This window comes from Coleofasciculus sp. LEGE 07092 (assembly GCF_015207375.1).
Lineage (GTDB): Bacteria > Cyanobacteriota > Cyanobacteriia > Cyanobacteriales > Coleofasciculaceae > LEGE-07092.
Window position 1 is genome coordinate 36,177 of record NZ_JADEWY010000001.1, and the last position, 24,995, is coordinate 61,171.

At 46.6% G+C, this 24,995-nt stretch carries 21 protein-coding genes; 7 read left to right on the forward strand and 14 right to left on the reverse strand.

Annotated elements, in window-relative coordinates; all coding sequences use genetic code 11:
- Positions 1–22: 22 nt before the first annotated feature.
- From IQ257_RS00190 to IQ257_RS00210, 5 genes are all read right to left on the reverse strand, one after another.
- Positions 23–385 (reverse strand): P-II family nitrogen regulator, encoded by a 363-nt coding sequence (locus IQ257_RS00190; RefSeq protein WP_193872167.1) that lies wholly within the window; start codon positions 383–385, stop codon positions 23–25.
- Positions 386–703: 318 nt separating this feature from the next.
- Positions 704–922, reverse strand: coding sequence for a hypothetical protein (locus IQ257_RS00195; RefSeq protein WP_193872169.1), 219 nt, complete (start codon positions 920–922; stop codon positions 704–706).
- 215 nt (positions 923–1,137) lie between these two features.
- Positions 1,138–4,587 (reverse strand): ribonucleoside-triphosphate reductase, adenosylcobalamin-dependent, encoded by a 3,450-nt coding sequence (gene nrdJ, locus IQ257_RS00200; protein ID WP_193872171.1) that lies wholly within the window; start codon positions 4,585–4,587, stop codon positions 1,138–1,140.
- A gap of 404 nt (positions 4,588–4,991) precedes the next feature.
- Positions 4,992–5,582 (reverse strand): pentapeptide repeat-containing protein, encoded by a 591-nt coding sequence (locus tag IQ257_RS30600; RefSeq protein WP_193872174.1) that lies wholly within the window; start codon positions 5,580–5,582, stop codon positions 4,992–4,994.
- A 203-nt stretch (positions 5,583–5,785) separates the two neighbouring features.
- Positions 5,786–5,971 carry a hypothetical protein gene (locus IQ257_RS00210; protein ID WP_193872176.1) on the reverse strand — a complete coding sequence of 62 codons (186 nt, stop codon included), beginning with the start codon at positions 5,969–5,971 and terminating at the stop codon, positions 5,786–5,788.
- Positions 5,972–6,096: 125 nt separating this feature from the next.
- Here IQ257_RS00210 and IQ257_RS00215 point away from each other — a divergent pair, with 125 nt between their 5' ends.
- Positions 6,097–6,684, forward strand: coding sequence for an Npun_F5749 family FMN-dependent PPOX-type flavoprotein (locus IQ257_RS00215; protein ID WP_193872177.1), 588 nt, complete (start codon positions 6,097–6,099; stop codon positions 6,682–6,684).
- A 100-nt stretch (positions 6,685–6,784) separates the two neighbouring features.
- Here the strand turns inward: IQ257_RS00215 and cysE are convergent, their stop codons facing one another.
- The 3 genes from cysE to IQ257_RS00230 form a co-directional block, all read right to left on the reverse strand.
- A complete protein-coding gene (cysE, locus tag IQ257_RS00220; protein ID WP_193872179.1) occupies positions 6,785–7,552 on the reverse strand; it encodes a serine O-acetyltransferase in 768 nt (255 codons plus the stop codon).
- A gap of 55 nt (positions 7,553–7,607) precedes the next feature.
- A complete protein-coding gene (locus IQ257_RS00225; RefSeq protein WP_193872181.1) occupies positions 7,608–8,078 on the reverse strand; it encodes a hypothetical protein in 471 nt (156 codons plus the stop codon).
- Between the two features lie 239 nt (positions 8,079–8,317).
- Positions 8,318–10,579 carry an ATP-binding protein gene (locus tag IQ257_RS00230; RefSeq protein WP_228060299.1) on the reverse strand — a complete coding sequence of 754 codons (2,262 nt, stop codon included), beginning with the start codon at positions 10,577–10,579 and terminating at the stop codon, positions 8,318–8,320.
- 306 nt (positions 10,580–10,885) lie between these two features.
- Here IQ257_RS00230 and IQ257_RS00235 point away from each other — a divergent pair, with 306 nt between their 5' ends.
- The 4 genes from IQ257_RS00235 (at position 10,886) to IQ257_RS00250 (ending at position 15,303) form a co-directional block, all read left to right on the forward strand.
- Positions 10,886–12,058 carry a HetZ-related protein 2 gene (locus IQ257_RS00235; RefSeq protein WP_193872183.1) on the forward strand — a complete coding sequence of 391 codons (1,173 nt, stop codon included), beginning with the start codon at positions 10,886–10,888 and terminating at the stop codon, positions 12,056–12,058.
- 168 nt (positions 12,059–12,226) lie between these two features.
- Positions 12,227–13,459 (forward strand): hypothetical protein, encoded by a 1,233-nt coding sequence (locus IQ257_RS00240; protein ID WP_193872185.1) that lies wholly within the window; start codon positions 12,227–12,229, stop codon positions 13,457–13,459.
- Positions 13,460–13,577: 118 nt separating this feature from the next.
- Positions 13,578–14,207, forward strand: a complete 630-nt coding sequence (locus tag IQ257_RS00245; protein ID WP_193872187.1) for a (2Fe-2S) ferredoxin domain-containing protein — start codon at positions 13,578–13,580, stop codon at positions 14,205–14,207.
- 106 nt (positions 14,208–14,313) lie between these two features.
- Positions 14,314–15,303, forward strand: a complete 990-nt coding sequence (locus IQ257_RS00250; protein ID WP_193872189.1) for an S-layer homology domain-containing protein — start codon at positions 14,314–14,316, stop codon at positions 15,301–15,303.
- Positions 15,304–15,502: 199 nt separating this feature from the next.
- Here IQ257_RS00250 and IQ257_RS00255 read toward each other — a convergent pair whose 3' ends face one another.
- Positions 15,503–16,603 (reverse strand): fatty acid desaturase family protein, encoded by a 1,101-nt coding sequence (locus IQ257_RS00255; RefSeq protein ID WP_193872192.1) that lies wholly within the window; start codon positions 16,601–16,603, stop codon positions 15,503–15,505.
- A gap of 287 nt (positions 16,604–16,890) precedes the next feature.
- On the opposite strand from IQ257_RS00255, the gene IQ257_RS00260 reads away from it, so the two are divergent.
- Positions 16,891–17,328, forward strand: coding sequence for a hypothetical protein (locus IQ257_RS00260; RefSeq protein ID WP_193872194.1), 438 nt, complete (start codon positions 16,891–16,893; stop codon positions 17,326–17,328).
- A gap of 50 nt (positions 17,329–17,378) precedes the next feature.
- Here the strand turns inward: IQ257_RS00260 and IQ257_RS00265 are convergent, their stop codons facing one another.
- The 5 genes from IQ257_RS00265 to rpaB all read right to left on the reverse strand — a co-directional run bounded on the left by IQ257_RS00265 (position 17,379) and on the right by rpaB (position 23,251).
- On the reverse strand, positions 17,379–18,695 hold the full coding sequence (locus tag IQ257_RS00265; protein ID WP_193872196.1) for a WD40 repeat domain-containing protein: 1,317 nt from the start codon (positions 18,693–18,695) through the stop codon (positions 17,379–17,381).
- A 52-nt stretch (positions 18,696–18,747) separates the two neighbouring features.
- The gene (locus IQ257_RS00270) at positions 18,748–21,039 is read right to left on the reverse strand and encodes a tetratricopeptide repeat protein (RefSeq protein WP_193872198.1); all 2,292 of its coding nucleotides are present in this window, start codon (positions 21,037–21,039) and stop codon (positions 18,748–18,750) included.
- Between the two features lie 172 nt (positions 21,040–21,211).
- Positions 21,212–21,751, reverse strand: coding sequence for a DUF456 domain-containing protein (locus tag IQ257_RS00275; RefSeq protein WP_193872200.1), 540 nt, complete (start codon positions 21,749–21,751; stop codon positions 21,212–21,214).
- Between the two features lie 20 nt (positions 21,752–21,771).
- Positions 21,772–22,428: a cofactor assembly of complex C subunit B gene (locus tag IQ257_RS00280; RefSeq protein WP_193872202.1), complete on the reverse strand. Its 657-nt coding sequence runs from the start codon at positions 22,426–22,428 to the stop codon at positions 21,772–21,774.
- A 94-nt stretch (positions 22,429–22,522) separates the two neighbouring features.
- Positions 22,523–23,251: a response regulator transcription factor RpaB gene (rpaB, locus tag IQ257_RS00285; protein ID WP_193872204.1), complete on the reverse strand. Its 729-nt coding sequence runs from the start codon at positions 23,249–23,251 to the stop codon at positions 22,523–22,525.
- A gap of 175 nt (positions 23,252–23,426) precedes the next feature.
- Here rpaB and radA point away from each other — a divergent pair, with 175 nt between their 5' ends.
- Positions 23,427–24,977, forward strand: a complete 1,551-nt coding sequence (gene radA / locus IQ257_RS00290) for a DNA repair protein RadA (RefSeq protein ID WP_193872277.1) — start codon at positions 23,427–23,429, stop codon at positions 24,975–24,977.
- Positions 24,978–24,995: the final 18 nt, after the last annotated feature.

The following is a 24,995-nucleotide window of genomic DNA, read 5'->3' on the forward strand; positions in this document are numbered from 1 at the left end:
AATGAACCATGAACATACTGTACTAGCTCACTGACAGACTGGGATTGCCAATAGCCTCTTGACTTTTTTCTCCAGTCCGAATGCGCACTACCTGCTCGATGGGTAACACGAAAATTTTCCCATCGCCAACTGCACCCGTGCGAGCAGCGGTGATGATTTTGTCTACTACCCTCTCAACCAGGTAATCCTCAACCACAACTTCTACCTTGACTTTTTTAATGAAATCGACAACGTACTCTGTTCCGCGATACTGTTCTTTCTTCCCTTTCTGCCGCCCGAACCCCTTTACCTCTGAAACTGTCATACCGACAATTCCTGCATTGACTAAGGCTACTTTCACTTCATCGAGTTTTAAGGGTCGGATAATGGCTTGTATCTTTTTCAAGCTCTTATCTCCTTGATTCGCTATCACATGGATATAAACAGCATGACACGCATATACCACTAAAAGAAAAAAAAATGTATTTTTTGTTACTCAAATTACCTGAAAGTGAACGTTTTAAGAATAAACGTTTATGCTTACTGTTGTCTTATATAACTACTTAATCCATCAGTTGTGTTTCTCCGACTTATTCAGCAGACCCTATATCATAAAAAAAGATAAGTCAGGCTAAAGCTAACAACCATCCATTAGAAATACTTCCAGTCAACAAAGAGGCACACCGCGCTCGCAGTGTGCCTTTGAGTACAGAGTTAATTGGGTTTATTCGATCGAAATGGATTGGGGACCGCCTGTTTTGCCGTTGTCACTGTCAAAACTAGTGGTTGGGTAGACAGTAGAGCCACTTTGCTGCTCCAGCCAACTTTTTACTGGATCGTCCGAGAGATTGAGTCGAAACGCCCCAGAGCAAAATCCACCAAGAAAAGCCACAGGCTGTTGGAGGAGTTCTTTGAAAACGGGAGTTAGTTCATCGAGGAACATCGGACAATCTCCTTAGTGCTTTTGAAGGATCTGTGAGCTGCTTACTCTGGGATCGTAGCGTGTCTGTTAACCCAATCGGCAATTTTACTTCCCAAGAGGTCTTACTTTTCTGGCTCAATCGAGGTGGGGAAGATGAGGAAAATGAGGAAGAAAAATTACTACCTTGTCTCCCCAGCTCCTCTGCTCCCCTACCAAGACTTCTTGTGAAAACTCAGCTAGGAGGTGGGTTGCTGCTCTGGAAGCATACATTTGTCAGAATCACAGCCAGATGGACCTGCCTCTATCAATTCACCAGAGTCATATTTACTCAGTGCTGCACGAAAATCCTCCGTTTTGCGCCGGACTTGAACGTCTTGCATGAGTTGCTCGTAGGTAAGTTTATCGACGGGCTCAAAGGGCAAACGTGGGAAGGATTGATGATCATCAAACCGAGCTAACAGAGCGGCTGAGATGTATCCTTCGTCATTCTGAATAGCTTCGTAGATACGTTGAGCCAAAGGTTCGACTTCATGCGATCGCAATTCCCAAGTTGAGGAGGTATTGTGAGTGACATACCAGCGCTGAACTTGCAGCGAAAAGTCCATTTGTGCTAACGCCGAAAACTGGCTGATATCAATCTCATCCGCTCCTGGTAAGTCCGCCCAAGGTACGGCAACAGGGATTTCCACCAGCCATTCTGAACAAGCCTCTAAAAAGGGATCATTCAAAAGATGTCCGTTTTCATCCTTATCGGATTGAGAAGGAGTGACGTTGTAACCGTAGTCGAGACAAGCGAGGGCAACCGGATCATTTTTTCTGAAGGTGATCCGCCGGATAAACCGTTGGGCTTTCGGGGGATGCCATCCGGGAGATGCACTAGTAAGGAGGGATTTTGTACCCGAGGGTTGAACGGTTGTACAACGGTTGGGACGTTTGATACCTTGGCGATCGCAATACTCCCACACGACTCGATGCACAATGTCTCGCCAACGAGTCAGGTAGTCTTTCTCCTGTTCCTTAAACTGCAATCCCTGTAAAGTTTCAGGGCGTCCCTCTTCCCACCAACGCAACCAATCAACGCCAAAGGCATTAACAAAAAAGTCAAATAAACCTGTAAAGGATACGCCAACAATTGGATCAAGTTCGCGGCTGTACTGGTAGCGAGGCTCAAGAAATTTATGGTTGAGCAGTGCGGCTACAGAAAGCGCTCCGGCACTGAAGGCGTTTTCTTGTTCTTGGTAATTGTGTGGATCGATTTGGTTGAGGTGGATTTCTGCTAAATTGCAATGAAAATCTGAGCCAATAATTTCACCGCAGTTGTGCGCCACAATGCCATTCGCATCGAAGCGAGATGGACCAGGAACCGTGCAATCGTAAACGGATTCGATACTACCAGGTGAAACAGACTGAACTGTTACAACAAAACGTTCACGGTTGAGCTTACGTTTGTATCCATTTAATAAATTGCCTAACTTTTGGTGTTTCTCAGGCTGACGGAAATCAACGATATCCCGGAAGTAGGTCAAATTATCGTTAGCAATGACCAATTCGTGCTGCGCTTTACAGAAGTAAGGAGCCATATCGCGATTGGTATCAGGCATCAAACGATAGCCTGCCATCCGACGATTTTGATAAACCGTCGAAACAATTCCTAAGCGAAGCAGCATCCGCTGAACAGCTTGCAGTAATTCGAGATTACTTTGGGCTAGACGCACACTAATGCCTTTATTCTGCGTTCCTTGCACGCTACCATCAGCATCGAACAAACCTTGTAATAATCCGCGATAAAACTCATAGCTGGCTTGCTCAACTTCGGGTGTAACTACTTTTTGACCGCGATGAATATTGAACTGTGCTGCTAGTTTTGCCAGCCCACTGGAAGCAACTTGATGTAAATTGTGTTGGCGATGATAGTGACCTCCTAAATTAGCGCCGCAACTTACATTTTTCTGGAGAGTCGCTATTGCATACTCAGCTATCTCTGTTTGAGAGTCACCCTTCGGGTTGCTTCCTTGCCCGGAGGTAAACTCCGGGCACCAGCAACCCCAAAATCGCAATATTGTCTGGTCTTTCCATGCCGTTTCCGCTAGAGTCCCGTCACCGACAAGACTGCCGAGTAGCCACCCTTCTTCAAAGGTTCCCACACCATGCCAAGGCTGAATTTCTCGGTGATTGTGCAAGCAAATGCGATCGCCCGGTTTCAAATGTTCAGCCGCTACCCATTCGGTGTATTGATGCTTTTGGGTTTGAGCGCTGACTCGTAAAATTTGATGGTTTCCGGTCAAACGTAGCGAGAAACCTTCTTTTGTTGATAGGGTGAAAACAGGGCGATCGCCTGTGTAAAAAAAGCCTTCAGCCGTTGTGCTAAAGAGTTCGCCGTTGACGTAGGTTCCATGTTGCTGACCGATTAAGTCTTTGACTTGACGCGGACCAAACTCCGTATGTACCCAAGTATCACCAGTCACGCAGGGATTTAAACCTAAACGAGCTAACCGATGATCTAGCTCATCAGTAGGAAGGTTAGGATAATGGAGGTGTAACCACTCTTTAGCATTTTTTTGCTCATAAGCTTTTAAAAAGTCACGTTTCAACTCTAAAGTGGGTAGCAGATCGTAATTGGCTCTAGCTATAGCTTCTCCAGCCCATTGAATTGCACCTTCTCCAGAGTAGTATTGCTTGCGTACTGCATCAATACAATCTTGCAGGGAGGGTTTGTGGTGAAAAACTCGGGTATGATTTGCCATTCTGAGAGCATCGCGTTCGGGATCGATGCGCCAGTTACCCGCTTCATTTTGCTGCCATAGATTGTCTTTGGCATTAGCAAATACTTCATCGCTACTAGTACCCTGACGCATCCCTGCAGAACGACGCACGTTGCCTGCTACAACCACTACGGCTGCTTCATCAATTAATATGCAACATTCAACAGAATTTAATTGCCGCCCTACGGCTTTATTCAAAATAGCAGCACAATTCTGATAAAGTTCCGGCAACTTAACAGGATTAGCAACACCCCCAAAACCTTTTAACGGTTCTCCCGCAGCGCGGACATCGTTAATGTCTACCGAGACTTGAACCTCTCCAGAGAAATGCTCGTTAGTGGATAATTCTAGTAGGGTTTGATAAGATTTGACCCAGCCTTGGCGAGAGTCTCCTACATAAATCGTGACTTGATTGCCCTCTATCTTAACTTCGGTTTTTTCACGACGGTTTTCGGGTGGAGTTGAGCCAAGCTCACCTTGCACCACTACATTGAGGCGATTGCGAATGGAGGGTAATTGGTTGATATATTTCGGTTCGAGGACAGCTCCTGTACCGCACCCCATCATCGCCAAATCCATCATCAGACCGAAGGAACGCCAGTCTACAACGTTGGTAGAGGTGCAATTGTATGCCCCGGAGAAGTTTTCTGGGCGTTCAATCCAGTCTGTACCGCCTACCCACATCCAGCGACCGGAGGGTAAACTTTTAAGTTGGCGCATCATTTGGTCAAGTAGGGCAGTTTCTTCCGGTGTTAGCTTACCCAGTTCGCTCAAGCCGCGAATTGTGCGATCGCAGACCTCTGCCCAACTCTCACGACCCGTTGTTGTTCTGCGGCTGTAGGTTCTGAAAAATACTGGATTGGCGGCTGGTGCAGTTTCTGGAAAATCGCCGTTGAGGTGTTTTCGCTCAAGTTCTCGAACCATAGATAAAGTCTGTTGGATTATGACAAACCTTCACTATACGCGATTCCTCGATTGAGATGTAGTGGCAAATCTTGAAACATTAAAGCAGTTGCGCTAAATATAGGGCTTTAAAGAGCTAAAATTCAATGGTTCTTGCTCCTTGGCGATCACCCTCTCAGACCTCCCACGAGATTCGTTTGTAAGCCCTCTGAAATTTTCTTCAGGTAATGTGTGGGGGGTCTAGAGGGAACTGTAATCAAGTAATTAACCAGATGTTCCCGTGATCACAACTATAATAAACATCTCTAGAGATCTATTCTCCAGAGGTGTCTAACCCTTAGTCACTGGAATTTTGGGAATCCCTATTAATTGCTTAGTTACTTAGGCATTTGTTGAGACGAGGGCATGGATTTTGGTGATAGAGCCTATGGAGTCGGAGATTGTTGAGTAGCAGGTGCAGGTATTTGCGGTGAAGGATCTTCATTGTGTAGCTGTAGGACATTGATAACAATGACGATGCCACTCCCCCCTAGAGTAGCAATCGTGAGCGGTACGATTACATACTGTATCCACCATCGGATATTCGGAAACTCCAACGTTGAACCCTTAAAGATTGCGCCTCGTTTTTTCAGGTCACGTCTGGTATCTCGTGAGAGTCCCGTAGAACCTTCAAATTGAGAACCTTGCACATTTGCACTACTCAAGTTGGTTCCGCTTAAGTTCGCGTTCCTCAAATCCGCTCTACGCAAGTCAGCACCGCTTAAGTCAGCACCGCTTAAGTCAGCACCGCTTAAGTCAGCACCACTTAATTGGGAATTTGGCAACTGAGTGCCACATAACTTAGCTTCTTTTAGGTTGGCTCCATATAGTTGAGCCTCCTGCAATTTAGCTCCATTTAGCTTAGTGTGGCTCAAATTGCAGCCATTAAATCTAATACCTCTTAGATTACAGTGACTTAGATCTTCATGGCTCAAATCGCGACCGCTATGGTCTTGAAGAATGTTTTTATTTTTCATACATCTTGGGATTAGGGGCTGATGAAGACCAAAATCCAGCACAAGACCCAATATATAGTTTCTGCTGTGGCATTAAAGCCAACATATGCAATGATGGAAGTCTACTTTATGTGCCTGAGTTCGGCTGGATCTTCTGCTGGATTCGGGCTTTCTACTGGTAATTGACGGGACAAAACCCTCTAGTCTAATAGAAATCTAGGTGGTTACTGTGCAGATTCAAAAAAAACCGCAGCAACAAAGCCACGGCTGGTGCGATCGCAGACCTCTGCCCAACTCTCACGACCCGTTGTTGTTCTGCGGCTGTAGGTTCTGAAAAATACTGGATTGGCGGCTGGTGCTGTTTCTGGAAAATCGCCGTTGAGGTGTTTTCGCTCAAGTTCTCGAACCATAGATAAAGTCTGTTGGATTATGACAAACCTTCACTATACGCGATTCCTCGATTGAGATGTAGTGGCAAATCTTGAAAAATTAAAGCGGTTGCGCTAAATATAGGGCTTTAAAGAGCTAAAATTCAATGGTTCTTACTCCTTGGCGATCGCTTCTATCTCGCGCCCTTCACCAAAACAGCAGCCTACCTTATGCGCGTTACTTCCAACTGGCAACCGTTCGCTCAGATGGGCGTCCGGCAAACCGTACCGTTGTTTTTCGCGGATTTTTCGGCGATACCAACCAACTGAAAATCATCACCGATGCCCGAAGCCAGAAAGTTAACCAAATCGAACACCAGTCTTGGGGAGAAGCTTGCTGGTACTTCCCCAAAAGCCGCGAACAATTTCGTCTCGCGGGTGAGCTAACCCTTGTCCGAGCAGATTATCCCGAACCGGAACTCAAAAACGCCCGTCAAACTGCTTGGCAAGACCTTTCTGACTCAGCTCGTTTGCAATTCGCTTGGCAACCTCATCCAGGAGAAGTGAGAACAGAAGACCAAGATGGTTTTTCGCCACCCCTACCAGACCCAAAACAACCCTTACCGAATTTTTGTCTATTATTACTCAAACCGATACAAGTTGATCATCTACAATTGCGCGGCAATCCCCAAGACCGATGGCTTTATTCCCAAAAGAGTAATGGGGAATGGTTGAAGCAAGCTGTTAATCCGTAGAGAAGAGAGGGAATGGGGAATAGGGAGTGGGGAATGGGGACGCGGAGACACAGGGAATTTTTGAAGTGTTACTCATCTCTCCATCTTCCCCATCTCCCCCCTAAATACCAGCGCCATCTAAAAATTGCTGAATATCTTTATCTCGAATGCGGCAACTTTTGCTTGGGAAAGCAGCAGCCTCTAGGGAATCGCATTCTGAAGAGATAGCATGAACCAGAGAGTGGGTGGAAGACTGCTGATTGGATAAATCTTGCACTTGTTGCTCGAGTGATTCAATCCGGTCTACTAATGCCCGAATTACGGTTGCTTCTGAATCGGGCAGACTCGCGTGTTCTAATGGGTTAACTCTAACGCCAGAACGGTAGACAACCCGACCGGGAACGCCCACTACCGTACAATCGGAGGGAACATCGCGCAACACAACTGACCCAGCACCGATGCGGACGTTGTTGCCGATTTGGATATTACCTAAAACTTTGGCACCAGCACCAATAACAGCATTTTCGCCAAGGGTTGGGTGCCGCTTGCCGCACTCCTTACCTGTACCGCCGAGGGTGACGCCTTGATAGATGAGGCAGTAGTCTCCCACAATGGCAGTCTCTCCGACGACAACACCCATGCCGTGGTCAATAAAGACGCCCTTTCCAATCGTGGCACCGGGATGGATTTCAATACCCGTCACAAAGCGAGAAAACTGGGAAAGTAAGCGGGGAATGAAAGGAATGCCTACATTGTGGAGCCAATGAGAAAAGCGGTGAAAGAGCAGTGCCTGTAAACCGGGGTAGCAGAATAAAACTTCCAACCAGTTACGGGCGGCTGGATCGCGCTCGAAGATGATGCGGAAATCAGTAATAAAGGTAGATAGCACAGGCGAGTTACCCAATGAACGGTAAACAACTCACTGACTATCTTATCGTTCCTCGTTACTCTTGGACACGGAGAGTGTATTGCCAGTTTTTATTGGGTTCTAGGGAACCCACCCAAATGCTGTACTCTCCTGGTTTCAAATTCGATGCTTCTACGCTAGCATCTTTGCTTGAACCCGTATCATCGCCACAGAGTGCAAAATTATCGGGTCCTTTAATCACTAAGGTTGTATCTTTTCCACCACTATCAACTCTGATGTTGAGCTGGGAGAAGTCGTCCTGCAAGACCATAATATGATCGGGGGTTTCGTCACCATAACCGAGACATGGGGTATTATTGCGATCGCGGTTGACTAGGGACGGCAAGGAATAAGAACCCCCTGTATTGCCTGCTACCATCCCTGCCCCTCTGGGGAAACCCGGTGATAGCGTCACTTGCCCAAAATTTGCATCTCGGGCTAACACTGGCGTAGCACTCAGGGCTGCTAGCAAACCGATGAAAGCTGGACTTCTAAATAACCTCAGCATAGATTTTGACCCTCCTATTACCACTGATGACTAAGTTTGTCTAGTCGGTTGAGTATGACATACACAACTGTCTACTCTCTGTTCTATCCGCTCTCAAGTCGTTTCGTGGGGGTAGGCGTGACAATCTACCATCTGCCACATGGCTTGTCAAGTTGCCTTGTCAAGTTGCCTTGGCAAAATCCGCCCTGAATTAAAGTGCAGGCTAACCGAACTTAAACAAAAAATAAGAGCTAAAGTACTCAGTTCGTGATTCTAGGAGCCTCAGTTGAAGTATCGAGCCACGATCGCACGGTAGTAATTACTTTTTCTAAGTCTAACGGCTTACTCAAGTAGTCATCAGCACCCGCTTCCAGACAGCGATCGCGATCGCCTGCCATAGCCATCGCCGTCAGTGCAATCACAGGTACATTCTGCCAGGTTGGATGAGCTTTCAGTTGGCGAATCAATTCAAAGCCATCGACCTGAGGAAGTTGAATATCCATTAAAATCAAATGCGGCAGCGACTGCGGTTTGACTAGAGGAGAGTGTAGCGTCTCCAACATAGTTTGACCATCGTAGAGTAGTTCTACCAAATGCCCTTCCAGTTCCAGTACCTCCAAAATGAGCGCTTGGTTCAACGGTTGATCTTCAACGACTAAGATGCGTTTAGAGTCTCCGACGGGTAATTCATTCTTGAGAAAGGAACGTCTTGACGATTCAGAATCAGATACCGTATTCTTTGCCGCTAGACTTGATCGCATTTCTGTCAGGGGCAACCAGACGCGAAAGGTACTCCCCTGGTTTTCTTTCGATTCCACAGAAACAGTACCGCCGTGAAGTTCTGCCAGCCGCTTTGTAAGAGCCAAACCCAAACCAGTGCCTTCATGCCGCCTGGTTAGGGAAGAATCTACCTGTTGGAACGGTCGAAACAGCAAGTTTAGCTTGTTATCAGGAATGCCGATGCCACTGTCTATGATCTCCAGGCATAGGTATGGAGTACTGCAATTGACTGGACTGTGATCCGGACGAAATGCCTGTTGCAGTTCGCAACCGTATGCTAGCCGTCCCGTAAGTTTAACCGTTCCTGCCTCTGGTGTAAACTTGACGGCATTGGAGAGAAGATTCACCAAGATTTGACGAACGCGACGCTCATCTAAAAATACCTCTTGCAACCGATAATCAAGTTCTAGTAATAGTGCCAGCCGTTTTTTGTCAGCACGGGGCTGAATCATTTTCAGACAGTGGTTGCACAAGGCTGGAATAGAGACGGGTGTTAGTTCTAAGTCAACTTTACCCGCTTCAATCTTCGACAAATCGAGAATATCGTTAATGAGTGCCAGTAGGTGTTCGCCACTGCTCTTAATCGCCTGAACGTGACTCAGTTGGCGAGATGTCATCGAACCGCCCGTTTGCCGCTGTAGCAAGTCAGAAAAACCCAGAATGCTGTTCAGGGGGGTACGCAGTTCATGGGACATCGATGCCAAAAATTCGGATTTGAGCTGAGACGCTCGTTCTAAATCTTCATTCGCTTGACGTAGCCGTTCCTGAGCTTGGGCGCGTTCGATGGCAACGCCTAGGGTGCGACAAGCAGCTAATAGCATATCTTGTTGGGGAAGTTCCTGAAGGGTTTTCCCATCTCGGGATTCCAACGTTAAGACACCGATAATCTTGCCCGTTGCACCGGGAATAGGAAAGATTCCTAATTGAGAGACACCCGCGTGACGAAAGGCGGCGACTGCCTGAGGGTGGTTTTTATAATCTTCAACAAATAAGGGTTCTCCGGTTTCCACAACCTGCCAGAGCAACCCCTGTCCGTAGGGAATTCCTTGCTTGAGAACGGCTTCCATCTCGCTCACTGCCATCGTGCCATAGGTGGCAATGAACTGAGTAGAAACTTTATTGGTGACTACACCCGCACGAGCCTCTTTTCCTTCACCTGCGATCACCTTGACATCCCCAAAGGCTGCTCCTGTGGTTTGTACCAGGTAAGTGAGGGCAAATTGACCAATTTCCCACAACTCTCCAGCCGGTTGCAGTCGTTCTGTCAAACCCTGCAAAAATCTCAGACGCTTGACTTCAGAATTCAAACTCGTCTGCATTAAGATAGCCTCCCGTTGGGCTTGTGCTTTGGCGGTGATATCGTGAAATGTAAATAAATATCCGCCGTCTGAAGTGAGCGTGACTTTAACGTTAAGATGGATTCCATCCGCTTGTTCCAAGGGGAACGAAACGGTTTCGGCAGGCGCAGTGGGTAAGGACGAAAGAAGATGTTCTGCTTGGGCAGCCGACCAGTAGCCTCGGGCAACAACCCGCTCCCAAACGTCTTGTAAAGGGGGTTGTTCCTGTAACCAATCGACTGAAACCTCCCAAACTTGGGTAAATCTTTGATTGAATAACACCAACTGGTGAGACGAATTAAACAGGGCGATCGCATTATCCACCTGGTTGAAAATTAGTTGTTGCTCCTCCTTTAACTGCTGTAGACGTTGCTCAATTGGCTCAGAGTGGATGGATTTCATCATTAACAGTCACGGGTCAGTGGTCATTGGCAAGAGTGAAGTTGATCGTCAATAAGCAACTGCATAACTGCTACTCCCGGTAGTTTACAAAATGTAACAATCGCTGGAGGTGAGGAAATACCCTAGTTTCTGTGATCTAGAACACGTCGGGTTCAGATCGGAATCTCAGTTAGGACGTGTTAGACATCAAACTGCCAGCCTAACTGTGTCATAAGGGTTATAGGACAGCGATCGCTTCTTCCCAATGATAGAAATGGTCAAATAGGAAATAGTCGGTAGTGTCAGTGCAGCAAGAGGAAGAGGGTTGTCATGCAAACATTCAAACTGGGGTTTGAGGAGTGCAATCTCATGGACAAGGTGGCAGACCAACTGGAGCAAAAGTGGCAATCGCGTCTGTTGAATGACTGCCCCCATCAGAGTATAGCGACCCGAAACAGCATTACCCGCTGGTTGCTGGGAGATAACGTTGAGCGCTATGACACTCTCCTACCCAACCAGCTAGGGATTGCACGCCAAGCGATGGATTATCGCTATCGGATTTTACAACAGCGTTACCTAGGAGTAGGTCCAGAACAAGCCTACCGTAATCTAACAACGAGGCTAGGGAGTTTGGTGATATTGCGCAACAAAATCCGTACTTGGGTGTCCCTGAGTCGCGATCGCCAGCGTGCAGTTGTCGATGTTCTGCAAGAAGTCATTCAGGAATTATTAAACAGCGATCGCTATATTCAAAAGCAAATCGCCCGGATTGCCCAATGTACTTCAGATACCCACCTGCGCAATTCCCTCTTGCTCACGACAATTGAGGAGTATTGTTTGCGCCCGATTCGCAACCAGCCTCTGCTTGTCTATCGATTTGTCAACTATCTGCGACGATCAGGACGGGGGGGTATGACTCACGTTCCTGAAGGTGAGATGGTACGGCTGGTTTCAGAGTCTGTTACCCCAGAGGATGTGGAAACCTCTGTTAGCCTCTTAGATCGCCAAGCCATTGCCGATTATCAAGATGCCCAAATCTGGGAGGAGCAACAGACATTGCGCGTGTCTGTACGGCGGGAGTTTGAAGCCTATCTGGAAGAAAACTTGGGTTCTGAAGCTGCCCAATGGCTGCGGCTTTATCTCCAAGGGCAGTCCCAAGAAGCGATCGCTAGCGCCTTAGGGTTGCCGATCCAGAAAGTCTATCGATTGCGAGAAAAAATCAGCTACCATGCCATTCGGATTTTTTCGATTAAAGCCAAACCGGAATTAGTGACGACTTGGCTAGAAATCTCCTTACACGAGCATAATTTGGGGCTAACCCCGATGCAGTGGCAGGAATACTGGCAAAACCTCACCCCCCAGCAGCAGCAATTAATCGAACAGTTGAAAACCGGTAGAGCATTGGAATCCATCGCCAAAGACTTAAACTTGAAATACAACCAAGCAGTGGGCGAATGGAGCAAACTGTATTTGGAAGCTCAAGCGATACGCGGATCGTCATAAACCGGGGCTGGATGGTCAGGTAACTTTTCAGTTGCTCTCCCCGGAGCTGTCACTCAAAATTAAGTAAAGGGGAGTTAAGAGTTCATCTCTTTTCCCGAACTGAAAAATTCAAGCCATTAGACTCCTGGGGCATCTCGATCAGTCGATACTCAGGTTGGAGAAATTTCTATGTTGCCCTCGCCCAGGGACCCCGAACGAGCCGACACCTCTGCTCAGTCTACGCCCTCTCCCTCACAAGCATCCGAGCTCAGTGAGGTGGATACTGAGCAAATGTTTCGGTTGATTGACACAATTTTGCCGTTTGAAGCTTGCTTGTACTATCAATTTCTGCCCTTAGCTCTGGAAGGCAAATACCTCAAGTTGGGTATAGTAGATCCTCAAGACGCCTCTGCCCTCGACTACGTGCGTCACATCTTAGCTTACCTACACTGCTCATTCAAGACCGAACGGATTGCGGCAAAGACTCATCAGTCGATGCTTTCGGCGTACTTAAATCACGTCCACACCACGTCCTCTGCTGAAGAGTCACCCTCCCTAAAAAAAAATCCCAAAAATAATACGCCTCGGTCTGAACAACCGACTTTTATTTTAGAGGAGCCATCCCTAGCAGACGAAAATTTAAATCCCCCCCCCAGTTCATCCAACACCACAACACCCTCGACTGCCATACCAAAGCCACCACTGCCATTGCCAAAGAACTTGCCGTTCGTTTCCTCCCATTCAAGCAGCCAGGACACACCAGCCGATAAAGCACCCCCCTTCTCGAAACCGTTACCCTTAGGTGAGAGTCCAGCACCCCTAGAGGTAGAAGCTCTTTATCGGGATCATCCCATTGAATTTATCGCCACCCTAGCCCCTCAGGAGCTATTGCAAGAGTTGTTAGGTCGAGTTTTAGAGCGTGGCATTGGGCGGCTTTATTTCGAGCGACAGTCAGATGCTGGTCGTATCCTTTGGAGTCAAGATGGTGTTTTACAATCCATCTTAGAAAGATTGAGCTTGTCAGTCTTTGAAAGCGTCATTATCGAACTCAAGCAGGTTGTTACCTTCCCTCTGCTGCCCGTGAACCAGCCCCAACAGGTAGAAATTGAAAGAGTTTACCGACAAGAATGCCTATTACTGCGTTTGCGAGTCATGCCGGGTACTTACGGCGAAGAGGCAACGCTTCAGGTGCTGCGGGGTGTTGCCTTGAAATTTTATCAACGCCAAAAGTTGGAACGGCTCAGTCAAGAAGCGCTGAATCTAGCCGAACAGCTACAGCGCAAGTTAAATGAAATTCGCGATCGCTCCTGCCGCTATTCCCTGACAATGGAAGGATTACCCGCACTCAAACAACGACTAAAAGGGGTAGAACAACAACTCGAAGCCATAGCGAAACTGCCTATCAAAGCGACCGAGAAGTAAAACCAGACAATTACAAAAAGCATGATTCCCGCCCCTGTAGACTTTTACGAACTCCGATAGATGCAACTCTTTGTCAATTAGAGTTATTGTTAAAGTGTAGATACGCAGGAGGAAAGGCGTGGGTAAATCGTATAAGGAAGCCAAAGTCTCAACTTTCACTCTGGAAGGGCGGTTCGTTGGTTTTCTAGGAAAAGTTGAGGAAAAACCAAAACTCCTATGGATTGACACCGCTGAAGGCGATCGCTACCTTAAACTCTCAAAAGAGCTACGTAGTCCATTACGAGAAGTACTTCAACCCGGAGATTGGATAGAGATATCTGGCAAGCAGAAGTATAAGCCCAAAACTGGGGAACTGAAGCTAAAAGCTCAACGTGTGAAACTTAAGACTTCCCCACAGCGGCATGAACAACCGCCAGTCTTACCCCCTCCCGGTGTAGCTCCTAGAACTAAAGCCAGTATTATGGTTTGTCAAAAATCCTCTTGTCGCAAGCGAGGTGCGGCTGAGGTTTGTCAAGCTGCCACTGGAGCGTTGCGTGATCGTGGCTTAGACGATCAAGTGGCTATTAAGGAAACGGGTTGCATGAAACAGTGCAAGCAAGGACCGTGTATGGTCGTAATGCCAGACAAAGCTCGTTATACCCGAGTTGACCCTAACAAGATGTCGATGTTAGTAGAGAAGCACTTTGCCGCTAAACTAAAACCAGAAGAACGTAAAGCTCGACTCTCTGCGTCTAACGGGAAAATTTAAGGATTGAGGAGAAAGCAACAAAGAGTACTGGAGCCATCCAATACTCAACGTTCTCCGATTCTGGATGCAGTTGAGAGAGCATCATTGCTAGTAAGGTGAGGTGCAAATGAGAAATTTACCGCCGTCCGATCCCAACTCATCTCGACTCGGGCTTGATGAATGGATCGCTATAATTGTTGCCTTCACCACTATCGGTACTATCCTGATTGGGACGTTAATGTACAGGGATAGGGGCTTTAACTTGAGACGATGGATAGGATCAGCTCCTGATAGCACATCAGAGGCAGTAAAAGAGGCAACTCCCTTACCCTTACCCGAAGAAACACCTGTTCGCCAACCAAGGGTAAGGGTGCGCCAAACACCTGCATCTCCTTCCACCCTATTACCGCCTGAGCAGCCTTTACCTACAGAAGAACCCGAACAAGCGAGAATACTCCCCCTCGTTCCCGTTCCCTTAACTCCTCGTGCAGAAACACCAGCAACACCCACTGAGACGCCGGCTGAAACCGTAAACTTTACAGATGTGCCCGAAGAGTTTTGGGCGAGTTCCTACATTGCTGCTTTGGTGAGGCGGGATATCATGAGTGGCTATACTGATGGCACCTTCAGACCCAACAGCACGATCAATCGGGCAGAATTTGCTGCCTTATTGAGGAAAGCATTCGACCAAGAACCAACCTTGCAGACCCCAAACTTTCAGGATATAACATCTGATTTTTGGGGATGGTCGGCTATTCAAGAAACAACCAAAACTAACTTTTTACGAGGGTATCCTGATAAAACCTTTCGACCGGAGCAACCAATTCCTAAAGTGCAAGTTTTAGTAGCCCTAGCAAGTGGATTGGGCTTAGAAACTCCTTCATCGGTTCCGGAAGTACTGCAAGCCTACCAAGATGCCGAGCAAATTCCGAACTACGCCACCCAAAAGGTTGCGGCTGCCACAGATGCAGGGATTGTTATTAATTACCCCAATGCTCAGTCCCTCAATCCGAATCAGGATGCCACTCGCGCAGAGGTTGCCGCTTTGATTTATCAAGCATTGGTTGAAGCAGGGAAGGCAGAAGCGATTCCGTCTGAGTATAGGGTCGAGCCTTGAGCCGAATGGCACTGACTTAAGGAAACCGTAGGTTGGGTTAAGAGATAGCGAAACCCAACAAATCCATCCTTGTGTTGGGTTGAGCGAAGTCGAAACCCAACCTACAAAGCTAACCAATGGAACTTATTTCAGTGACATTCGCCTTAAGCCTCTCATCTAAACGTGTAGAGACGCGATATATCGCGTCTCTACATCAGTGCTAGCTTCTAGCCAGCTTAACCGGCTCAGGCGCACGTCCCAAGGTTTTCAACCAGTAATAGTTCGCACTAAGTACGTCTGCAAAGGTTCCGTATACCTTGTACTCCACCCCAAATTCTTGGCAAACCTCTGCCACAACTTTTGCCATTTTTGGGTAATGAATATGACAAACCTGGGGAAAAAGATGGTGAATAACTTGGTAATTTAACCCCCCAACATACCAGTTGATAAACTGATTGGTTGGAGCAAAGTCAACAGTGCTTCGGACTTGCCAAATCGCCCATTCATCCTCAATTCTTTCTGTTTGAGTCGTAGGAGTTAAAAACTCGGCTGAATCTACCACATGAGCCATCATAAAGACGACATTGATGACCAACCCGTAAGTCATAAAGGTAACTAAAACTCCTAGGAGTACCTGTAATGGGGTAAAGCCAATGGCTAACGGGATACCAATGACATAGCCAACCCACACGAGCTTAAATCCGAACAGGGTTATCTTTTCTAAACGGTTGAGTTTTGGGATATTATGTTCGTGATATTTACCCTTTCTTAACACCAAATCAACATCGCAATAAGACCAGTAGAGGGGGACAAAACAGTAGACGAACCAAATATAAAGATGCTGAAAACGGTGATACCAATGATAGTCTTGATGAGGATACATTCTCAACCAGCCATCCCCATCAATTTCAACATCATGACCTGAGATATTGGTATAGGTATGATGCAAAACGTTATGACGATATCGCCATAAGTAACTAGAAAGTCCCATGAAGTCGTAAGTCAAACCCAATACACGATTGATATAGTTATGATTGGAATAACCTCCATGATTAGCATCATGTCCGACATTAAAGACAAATCCAGCCATCCCAAAGGCTAGGAATACACAACCTACTAATCTCATCCACCCGGACAACGGGGCAAAAACAACCAACATCCAAGCCGACACAATCCAGCCCAATAGAATAGTTGTTTTCAGGTACATCGCCGGATTATCTCGTGGGGAAATGTTTTCAGATTCAAAGTAAGCAGCAACTCTGCGATTCAGTTCTTTTCTGAACCCAATTCCTTTGGCAAAGGTAATTTTGGCGTTGGTCATGTTATCCAATAAACACAAAGATCTTTAGTATAACCTGTCCATGTGTAACATCTCGACAAAATGATATTACACATAACTAAGTCAATATTGATAATTTTTACTAAAAGTAAATCTCTGAGAAATAATTGGCACTCGCTTTCATCGCAGGGGAGCAACCAATAGACTGAATTGATAGCTGTCGAACTCAGGTGAACGTTATCTGGCTAATGCTATTGTTAATTTTCACTTATAGAGGTATAATTACTATATTTTTAAATTAGTTAACATCCAATTTAACAAAGAAGAAAATGCAATTAGAAAATATGGATGAATCACAACTGACTGTACTAGAACGGACTCAATATGAATTTAATGATCAGCAGAATCTACTATTTCAAGAGCTAGCAAATAAGATGCTCTGGGTTAGCAGATTTTTACTCTGGTTGGTGATACCTTTGATGATAACCTTTGCTTTCGATCCAGATGAAAATCCTCAATGGTTCTACAAAGGTTTTCATATTTTTAATGCAGTTTTGTATTTCTTCATAAGTCGTTTTACAGCTAGAGCTGCTAAGTCTTTTCGACGAATTATTGAGACAGAAAGCAATGATATTAAACACCTCATGAATGCTATTGAAAAAATAAGAAAACTGTATTGGATTCAGCGTTTGCTTGTAGAGATAAGTGTTTTTCTAGTAGGGATAGTATCTGTGGGGATTGTGGTTTATTCTGCATTGTTTCGATAAAAGAGAAGAATTATTAAGTGTTCTTTGTATAACACTAATTTCAAAGTTGATTAAAAGCCGATCAAGGGTGGAGATTCCCAACCGATACGGAGTTTATCAGTAACCTGCCACAGTTTGATAGTTTCATCCCAACTGCCAGTGGCTAAAGTATCACTTTCGGGAGTATCACTCTCAAGAGAATTAAAAGCTAGAGAATTAACAGCGTAGGGATGACTTTTGAGAATACGAAGTTCTTTACCGTTAGAGATGCTCCAGAGCTTGATAGTGCCGTCTGCACCCCCACTGGCTAAAATTTTACCATCACCGCTAAAGGCAAGGGACAAAATTTGATCATGAGGCGCTAGGCTTCTCATCAGATCTGTATTCATTTTTTTAAGGTTATTCTCGATTGTCCACAGCTTAATGTTGCCGTCAGTACCACCACTAGCTAACTGATCTTGACCTAATATATACTTAAGTAGGTTAGAGGAAAACCCTACTGGGTTAAAGGCAATACATTTAACTGGACTGCCATGCTCTAGAGTTTGATCAGGGGAGTCTTTCAAATCTGCTGGCTTCTCTGGATTCAAACTCCATAGCTTGATTTTACCGTTATTAGTACTACCAGTACCAATTGCTAAAATATTTCCCCTAGGGTTAAATGCGACAGAACTAATCTCACCTTCATCATTTTTAAGGGTTTTAATTTCTTTGCCATCCTCAATCTTCCACAGCTTAATTGTCTTGTCCTTACTGGCACTAGCTAAGATCTTCGTTGTGGGGTGAAAGGCAATAGAAGTCACTTCCTTTGTCTGACTTGTGAGAGGGCGCGTCATAGAGTGAGCTTCACCTTCCGAAGAGATATTCCACAGTTCAATTGTCCCATCCTCCCTACCAACAGCTATAGTATAACCATCATAGGAAGTATCACCCTCATAGGAGCCAAATGCCATAGCCTTAACTTGTTTATCACCGATATTCAGGGTTTGCTTGTGAGCGTAAGTTTTTTTCGAGTCATTCAACTCCCATAGCTTAATAATCCCATTCACACTGGCACTAGCAAATATATCGCTATAGTTGCTATAGGCGACAGAAATAACTTCACCAGAATGATGCATGACTTCAATATCAAGGTTTTCTTGAATATCTGAAACAGTGTTCGGAGTAATTGGCACAACCACCTTCTTACTAGTGAGGGAAACATAGTTATACTGAACCCATCCCGCAACTCCTAGTACTGTCACCAGAGTGAAAATTAATAATCTCTCTTGTAATAATCTACCCGATTCTGATTTAGAAAGTTGGTGAAGTTGTCCTCTAATTTTTCTAAAGAGTTTTGCAATTTTGGGAATTAGTGGGAGTTTCCTGATCCACGTTATCTGTTGCATTAGCTACTCCTATATCTTTGAAGATATCCCTGTCGGTTTTAAAATTTTTCCATCATTGAATTGTATCCAATCTGGCTCGAATGATGGCGGCATCATAATTATCATCTATGCCTTTATTAAGGATTTGTTCGCAGTAGGTCGGCTTAATTTGCCGATTGATGAGTGCCTCAGCTAATTGTGAGTAACAGCGAGCAAGCCGTCCCCTTAGGGTTGTGGGTAATTTTTCCTCTAGCTTATAGGCGTCGTTAAATTTTTCTTTAGCCTCCGTTAACAAGCCCTTATTTTCATCTGGGGGTTTCATCAAGTCCACTTGACTCCAATTCCAAAGACCTTGGTTAATATAAATGTTCTTAAGGAGTTGTTGGGAGTGTATCTGGTTCTGTCCGGTCTTTTGCCCGTCTTTCATCTGACTGGTAGCAAGCTGGAAGTTAATCTCAGGTTGTTGGAGCTTCTCTTGATCAGCAATTGGCTTTGTCCATCCCCCCTTTTGCCATTCCTGCAATAGCTGTGCCCTACCCAAAGCACTGAAAACTGCGGGATTATCCGTTGCCAAACCCGTTTGATAGGCTGTGATAGCATCTTCAAGGTTGCCTTGGCGTTCGTAAACATCACCTAGACTGAGACTGAGTTTGGCTTGTTGTTCTGCATCCTGGATGAGTTTCTTCCCCTGAAGAAATTTATCCTGGGCTTGAAACAGTTGACCTTCTTGTGCCAACTGTTGACCCCTATCGTAGTACCATGTCCCCAGTTGGGGTAAGGACTCGTTGATAGTCCAAGCAACTCCCAGAGCGATCGCCGATAGCCCAAAGGTTGCCGGAGCTTGCCAATTTGGGCGAATAAACGGAATACTGGTGAGTATGTCTTCGAGGGCTTTTTGTCCTTTCTGAGTCGCAGCACCGACTGTCAGGCTCAGTAGCCCCCCAGCCTGAGCAATCACGAGCAGGTTTTGCAAAGTATCTGACCCAGTACTGCCTTCTTTGGTGCCAAAGGTCTGGAACGTCTGACTTGTACTAACCACGAACCCAGCCGCAAGACCCAAACATAGTACAGCTCCACCCGTCCACAGCCGATCCGACCACGACATGAATTCGTCTTCCGCACCCAGGAAGGTCGGTTTAAAATTCCACCACCAATGAGTTTCGGGTGGATTCAAACTCTTTTTCCAGTCCGCTAATTGGTTGCCTTTTGCGAGTGCTAACCGCTTTTCCTTCAAGCGGCTATCTAAATCGATGAGCTGTTTACAGACCGACTCTGGTAAAGCCTGATTGCTGATAGCTTTCTCCACCCTATCGCGAGTCCGAAGCAATTCTCGAACTTGCTCTGAAGACGGGTCTGAGTGGCTTTTTATCTTATCTAAGGCTTGCTCGTATTGCTTTAAGGCTTGCTCGTTGCGCTTGATTTTATGGGTCGGATAGCAGGACTCTTCCAGCGTTCTCCACCACCAATAGGTTGGTAGAGGGTTGAAATTATCTTTCCATTCTTGCAGGCTCTCGTGCAGATTATCATTATTGGCGATCGCACTAGCTTGAGTCCGCCAGCACTTGTCTAACTCAAGCATTTGAGAGATCCCCTCTGGTGAAGGATACTTTTGCGCCGTCCGCACTCTCTCAACCGCATCACGAACTAACAGCAGCTCCAGCACAACATTAGCAGAGGGACTGGGAGTTGATTTTTCTATTTCCCCTAGGGCTCTCCTATAGTCCTGAATCCCTTGATTGAACGATAAGGGATAGGTTAGATGCCACCACCAAGAAGTTGCTGGGGGATTCAAACTGGTTCTCCAACCCTCCAAGCGATCGCCGCTGATGATCGCTTTTGCCTGTGCCTTTAATCGCTCATCCAACTCGATTAGAGCTTTAGCCATCCGTTCTAGAAACGGCTTATTATTCCGGATAACTTCAATGGCATTGCGAGCCAGCAGGACTTCTTGCACCTGTGCCGATGTTGGCTTCCCCTCAGCAGCCTCAATAGCAACCAAAGCTTGCTCGTAACGAGCGATCGCCTGCTTCGGTAATGGTGGTAAGGGGTATTCGAGATGCCACCACCAGTATTTTTCTGGAATGTTCAACGTCTCTTTCCATTCCACTAAGCGATCATCATTAGCGATCGCTTGCGCCTGTCCTTTTAATCGGCTATCTAATTGGATGAGCCTAACGATACTAGTTACGGCTGGATTCGGGTCTGCCACTCTATTTTGTTCAACGGCATCGCGAGCAACTAGCACTTCCACAATTTGCTCACAGGAGGGTTCTAGAGCTGCTGATTCGAGCTGGCTTATCCTAGCGGCATAGAGAGCAAGGGCTTGGTCTAATGGGGATGCAGGTTGAGCGTCAGTGTAACTCATAGCCTCAATACCTCACTTTCCACCACATCTTTAAACTGTTTTATTAACACAAGATTAGAACTTGCGCAACTTTCAAACGAGATACATTTAGGTTAGAAACGACTGAAAATGACAGATCAAAGTTCTAGGAATTTGATCGGCTAGTCAGAAAACTTTGTCATATCTTGTTTTTCTAGCCCGCAGCTACTAGATGCCAAGTCGTAACCAGAAAAACGATAACCGCTGCCACTGACAGCAATCCTTGAATTAAATTTCCGATCAACGAACCCACCACAATCCCTAGACTCGCTTTCAACGCCAACTTCAATCGGGGTTCTAGCGCCAATTCCTGCCGATAAAGAAACTCACCGATAAATGCTCCCGCGAAGGGACCCAATAAGATTCCTAATAAAGGACCCCCCACGGGTAAAGCTGGCAGCAGTCCTACAATTCCCAGCACTAAACCCACAATCGCACCAATCTGCCCCCATTTACTAGCACCTGCACGTTTTGCCCCCCAAGAAGCGGCTAAAAAATCAATGCCTACACTGGCAAGCAAGACTAAAACGGCAACAATCAATGCCCAGCTAACCGTATTCAAACCGTTGACTAATCCCCAAATGAAAATTGCCGCCAAAATTAAACTAGAACCGGGCATAGCAGGAACGACAGAGCCGACGACGCCAACTGCCATGACAGCGATGAGTATCCAGTAGAGAAGAGTTAAAGACATTTACAACTTAGTCGATGCAATCATTTTTTTGTTTTTGCTTGATGGTGACTCAGGGTATTTGCTAGTTTTTGGGCAATCCCCTCAATCCAATTTTCATCCTGTTTGGTGTAACTGCGCGGGGCATTGGCTGCCAAAATTAAGGCACCCTGAGCGTCAAGGGGTTGACAGATTAGCCCTTGGGTATTTTCTGGCAAGTAGTCAAACTCAATTCGCCCTGGATATAGCTTCAAGTTAACCAGATAAATCGCTTTTTGCTTCTCCAGTACCCGCGTTAATATAGGTCCCGGCTTTACCTCTGAGTTGTTGACCAAAATCCCCCGACGCAGCAGGACTTGACCTTGATAGAAAACTACGAGCGATCGCGTTACCGTATTAGTTAGCAATAAGTGCGATGCCCAAGCCAGTTCTGTTTTCACTTCATCCGGTAGTTCGGGTGCGAGTTCAAAACCCTCTTCCCCAACCAACTCTACTGCATCAGGCGATCGCGATTGCACTTGCTGCCATAGCAAACCCGTCAAAATCAACATCGCACTCAGAATCACCCCCAGTGCATCAGAACGAGCTTGAGAAGCAGTGAGCTGAGGTGTTAGCAAGCGGTTCACCAACAGCAGCGTACCGCCTAATCCCCCAACAACAAATGGTAGCTGCCGCAGCACGTAGTTTTGGTCATTTGTCATGGGTTATTTAGTCATTGGTTATTAGTGGTTAGCAAAGAACAAAGGACTAATGACATAGACGCGCAAGCGGCTTCCCGAAAGGTAGGACTAACGATTACTCCTCCCCAGGTTCGATAATCCGTTGGAATAAATAGCCCGTTCCCCGTGCTGTCAGAATCAACTCTGGATTGCTAGGATCGTCTTCCAACTTGGCTCTTAAGCGGGAGATGTGAACATCCACCACGCGAGTATCGACGTGACGCTCTGGGGTGTAGCCCCACACCTCCTGCAAAATCTCCGAACGGGAGAAGGGTTCACCAGAACGGCTGACTAATAGCTCTAGGAGACTGAACTCCATACCCGTGAGCCGGATACGTTCGTCTCCTTTGTAGACTTGCCGCTTGTTGGTGTCGATTTTGATACTGCTAACGTGGATAACGCCAGAACTGGGAATGCCCGAAGCGCCAACTTTGTCAACTCGTCGTAGTACCGAGCGAATGCGGGCTTCCAGCTCTTTGGGAGAAAAAGGCTTGACAACATAGTCATCTGCACCCAACTCCAGTCCAGTAATTCTGTCAGCAACGTCACCCAAGGCAGTTAGCATGATGATGGGAATGTCCGACTCCTTGCGCAGTTCTTGACAGACGCCGTAGCCATCAAGCTTGGGCATCATTACATCTAGCACCACCAAGTCGGGTTCAGCACTGCGAAAGGTTTCTAGGGCTTCTTCTCCATCGGCAGCGGTGACGACATCGTAGCCAATCATGGAAAGACGAGTTTCCAAGATGCGGCGGATACTTGCTTCATCATCGACAACCAGAATTTTTTCCTTATGGGTTTCCAATTGACTGAATACTCCTGAAATGCGGTCACTGAATTGTTAATTTATCAGTAGCTTATCTCTAAGATATAACGTTATACAAAGGTTTTTTAAGGCGTAAAGGTTCGGTCTCGCCATCCCTTACAGGTTTTTAACATCGATTTAATTATTGAAAATTGTTAACACTCTCGATATTGGGATGCCAAAGTCTAAGTCTATCTATGTTTGTAACGAATGTGCGGCAGAGTTTCCACAGTGGTTTGGCAGGTGTGCGTCCTGCGGCACCTACAACTCTCTCGAAGAGAGCGTTCTGCAAAGCTCTACCAACTTAAGCCGAGGGGGTTGGCAATCAAATACCCGCTCCTCTCCTCAGTCAGCTCCTACTGGAGCAGCTCAACCGAGAACTTCACTTAAGTTCTCAGAAATTTCCAACAACGCCCAAGAACGGTTTGCTTCAGGTTATGGTGAACTCGACCGGGTATTGGGAGGTGGAATCGTTCCGGGTTCTTTGGTACTCATTGGTGGCGATCCGGGGATTGGCAAATCAACCCTGCTGTTGCAGGTTGCCAACCAACTGGCTCAAAACTACCGCATTCTCTATGTTAGTGCCGAAGAGTCGGGACAACAGGTGAAATTGCGGGCAGCTCGCTTGGGTGTGGGCGAGGTGCCAGTTGAGGATGCCCCTAACAATGGTACGGCAAAAAAGCACCGGAAGTCCTCAGACTCGAAAACAGACAATGGGAGTAAAAGGCTTTCTGCTAAGGAACCAAACCTTTACGTGCTGGCAGAGACAGATCTAGAAGAGGTATTGCGGGAGTTGGAGTCTCTCAAACCCCAAGTAGCAGTTATTGACAGTATCCAAACCCTTTATTTTGCCGCGTTGACTTCGGCTCCGGGTTCAGTTGCGCAGGTACGGGAATGTACCTCAGCCCTGATGCAGGTGGCAAAACGGGCAAATATTACCTTGTTCATCGTAGGGCATGTCACCAAAGAAGGGGCGATCGCCGGACCCAGGGTGCTGGAACATTTGGTGGATACGGTATTGTACTTTGAAGGCGATCGCTTTGCCTCCCACCGCTTGCTGCGCTCTGTGAAAAACCGTTTCGGTGCTACCCACGAAATCGGCATTTTTGAAATGGTAGACAAGGGCTTGCAGGAAGTCTTGAATCCATCTGAGCTGTTTTTGGGCAACCGGGATGAAATGGGCCCCGGTACGGCTACGGTGGTGGCTTGTGAGGGGACTCGTCCGATTTTAGTCGAGTTACAGGCATTGGTTTCCCCCGCCAGCTATGGTGCGCCGCGTCGCTCAACTACGGGTGTAGATTACAGTCGATTACAGCAAATTTTGGCGGTATTGGAAAAACGGGTGGGGATTCCCCTGTCGAAATTAGATGCTTATGTGGCAACGGCAGGTGGATTGGGAGTCGAAGAACCAGCGGCTGATTTGGGGATTGCCATTGCGGTGGTGGCTTCATTTCGCGATCGCATGGTTGATCCACGCACGGTGATGATTGGCGAAGTGGGATTAGGGGGACAGGTGCGTCTGGTGTCCCAGATGGAGCTACGGTTGAAGGAAGCCGCCAAGTTAGGATTTAAGCGGGCAATTGTTCCAAAAGGTCAAGTGTTACCGGATATGGATATTGAGGTGATTCCGGTTTCGAGGGTTCTGGATGCGATTATTGCCGCTTTACCGGGAGGATTACGTCAGAATTTGGCGGATGATGCAAATGAGGAGGAAGAGGAGTTTTAGTGTGACACAGGTGTGCAG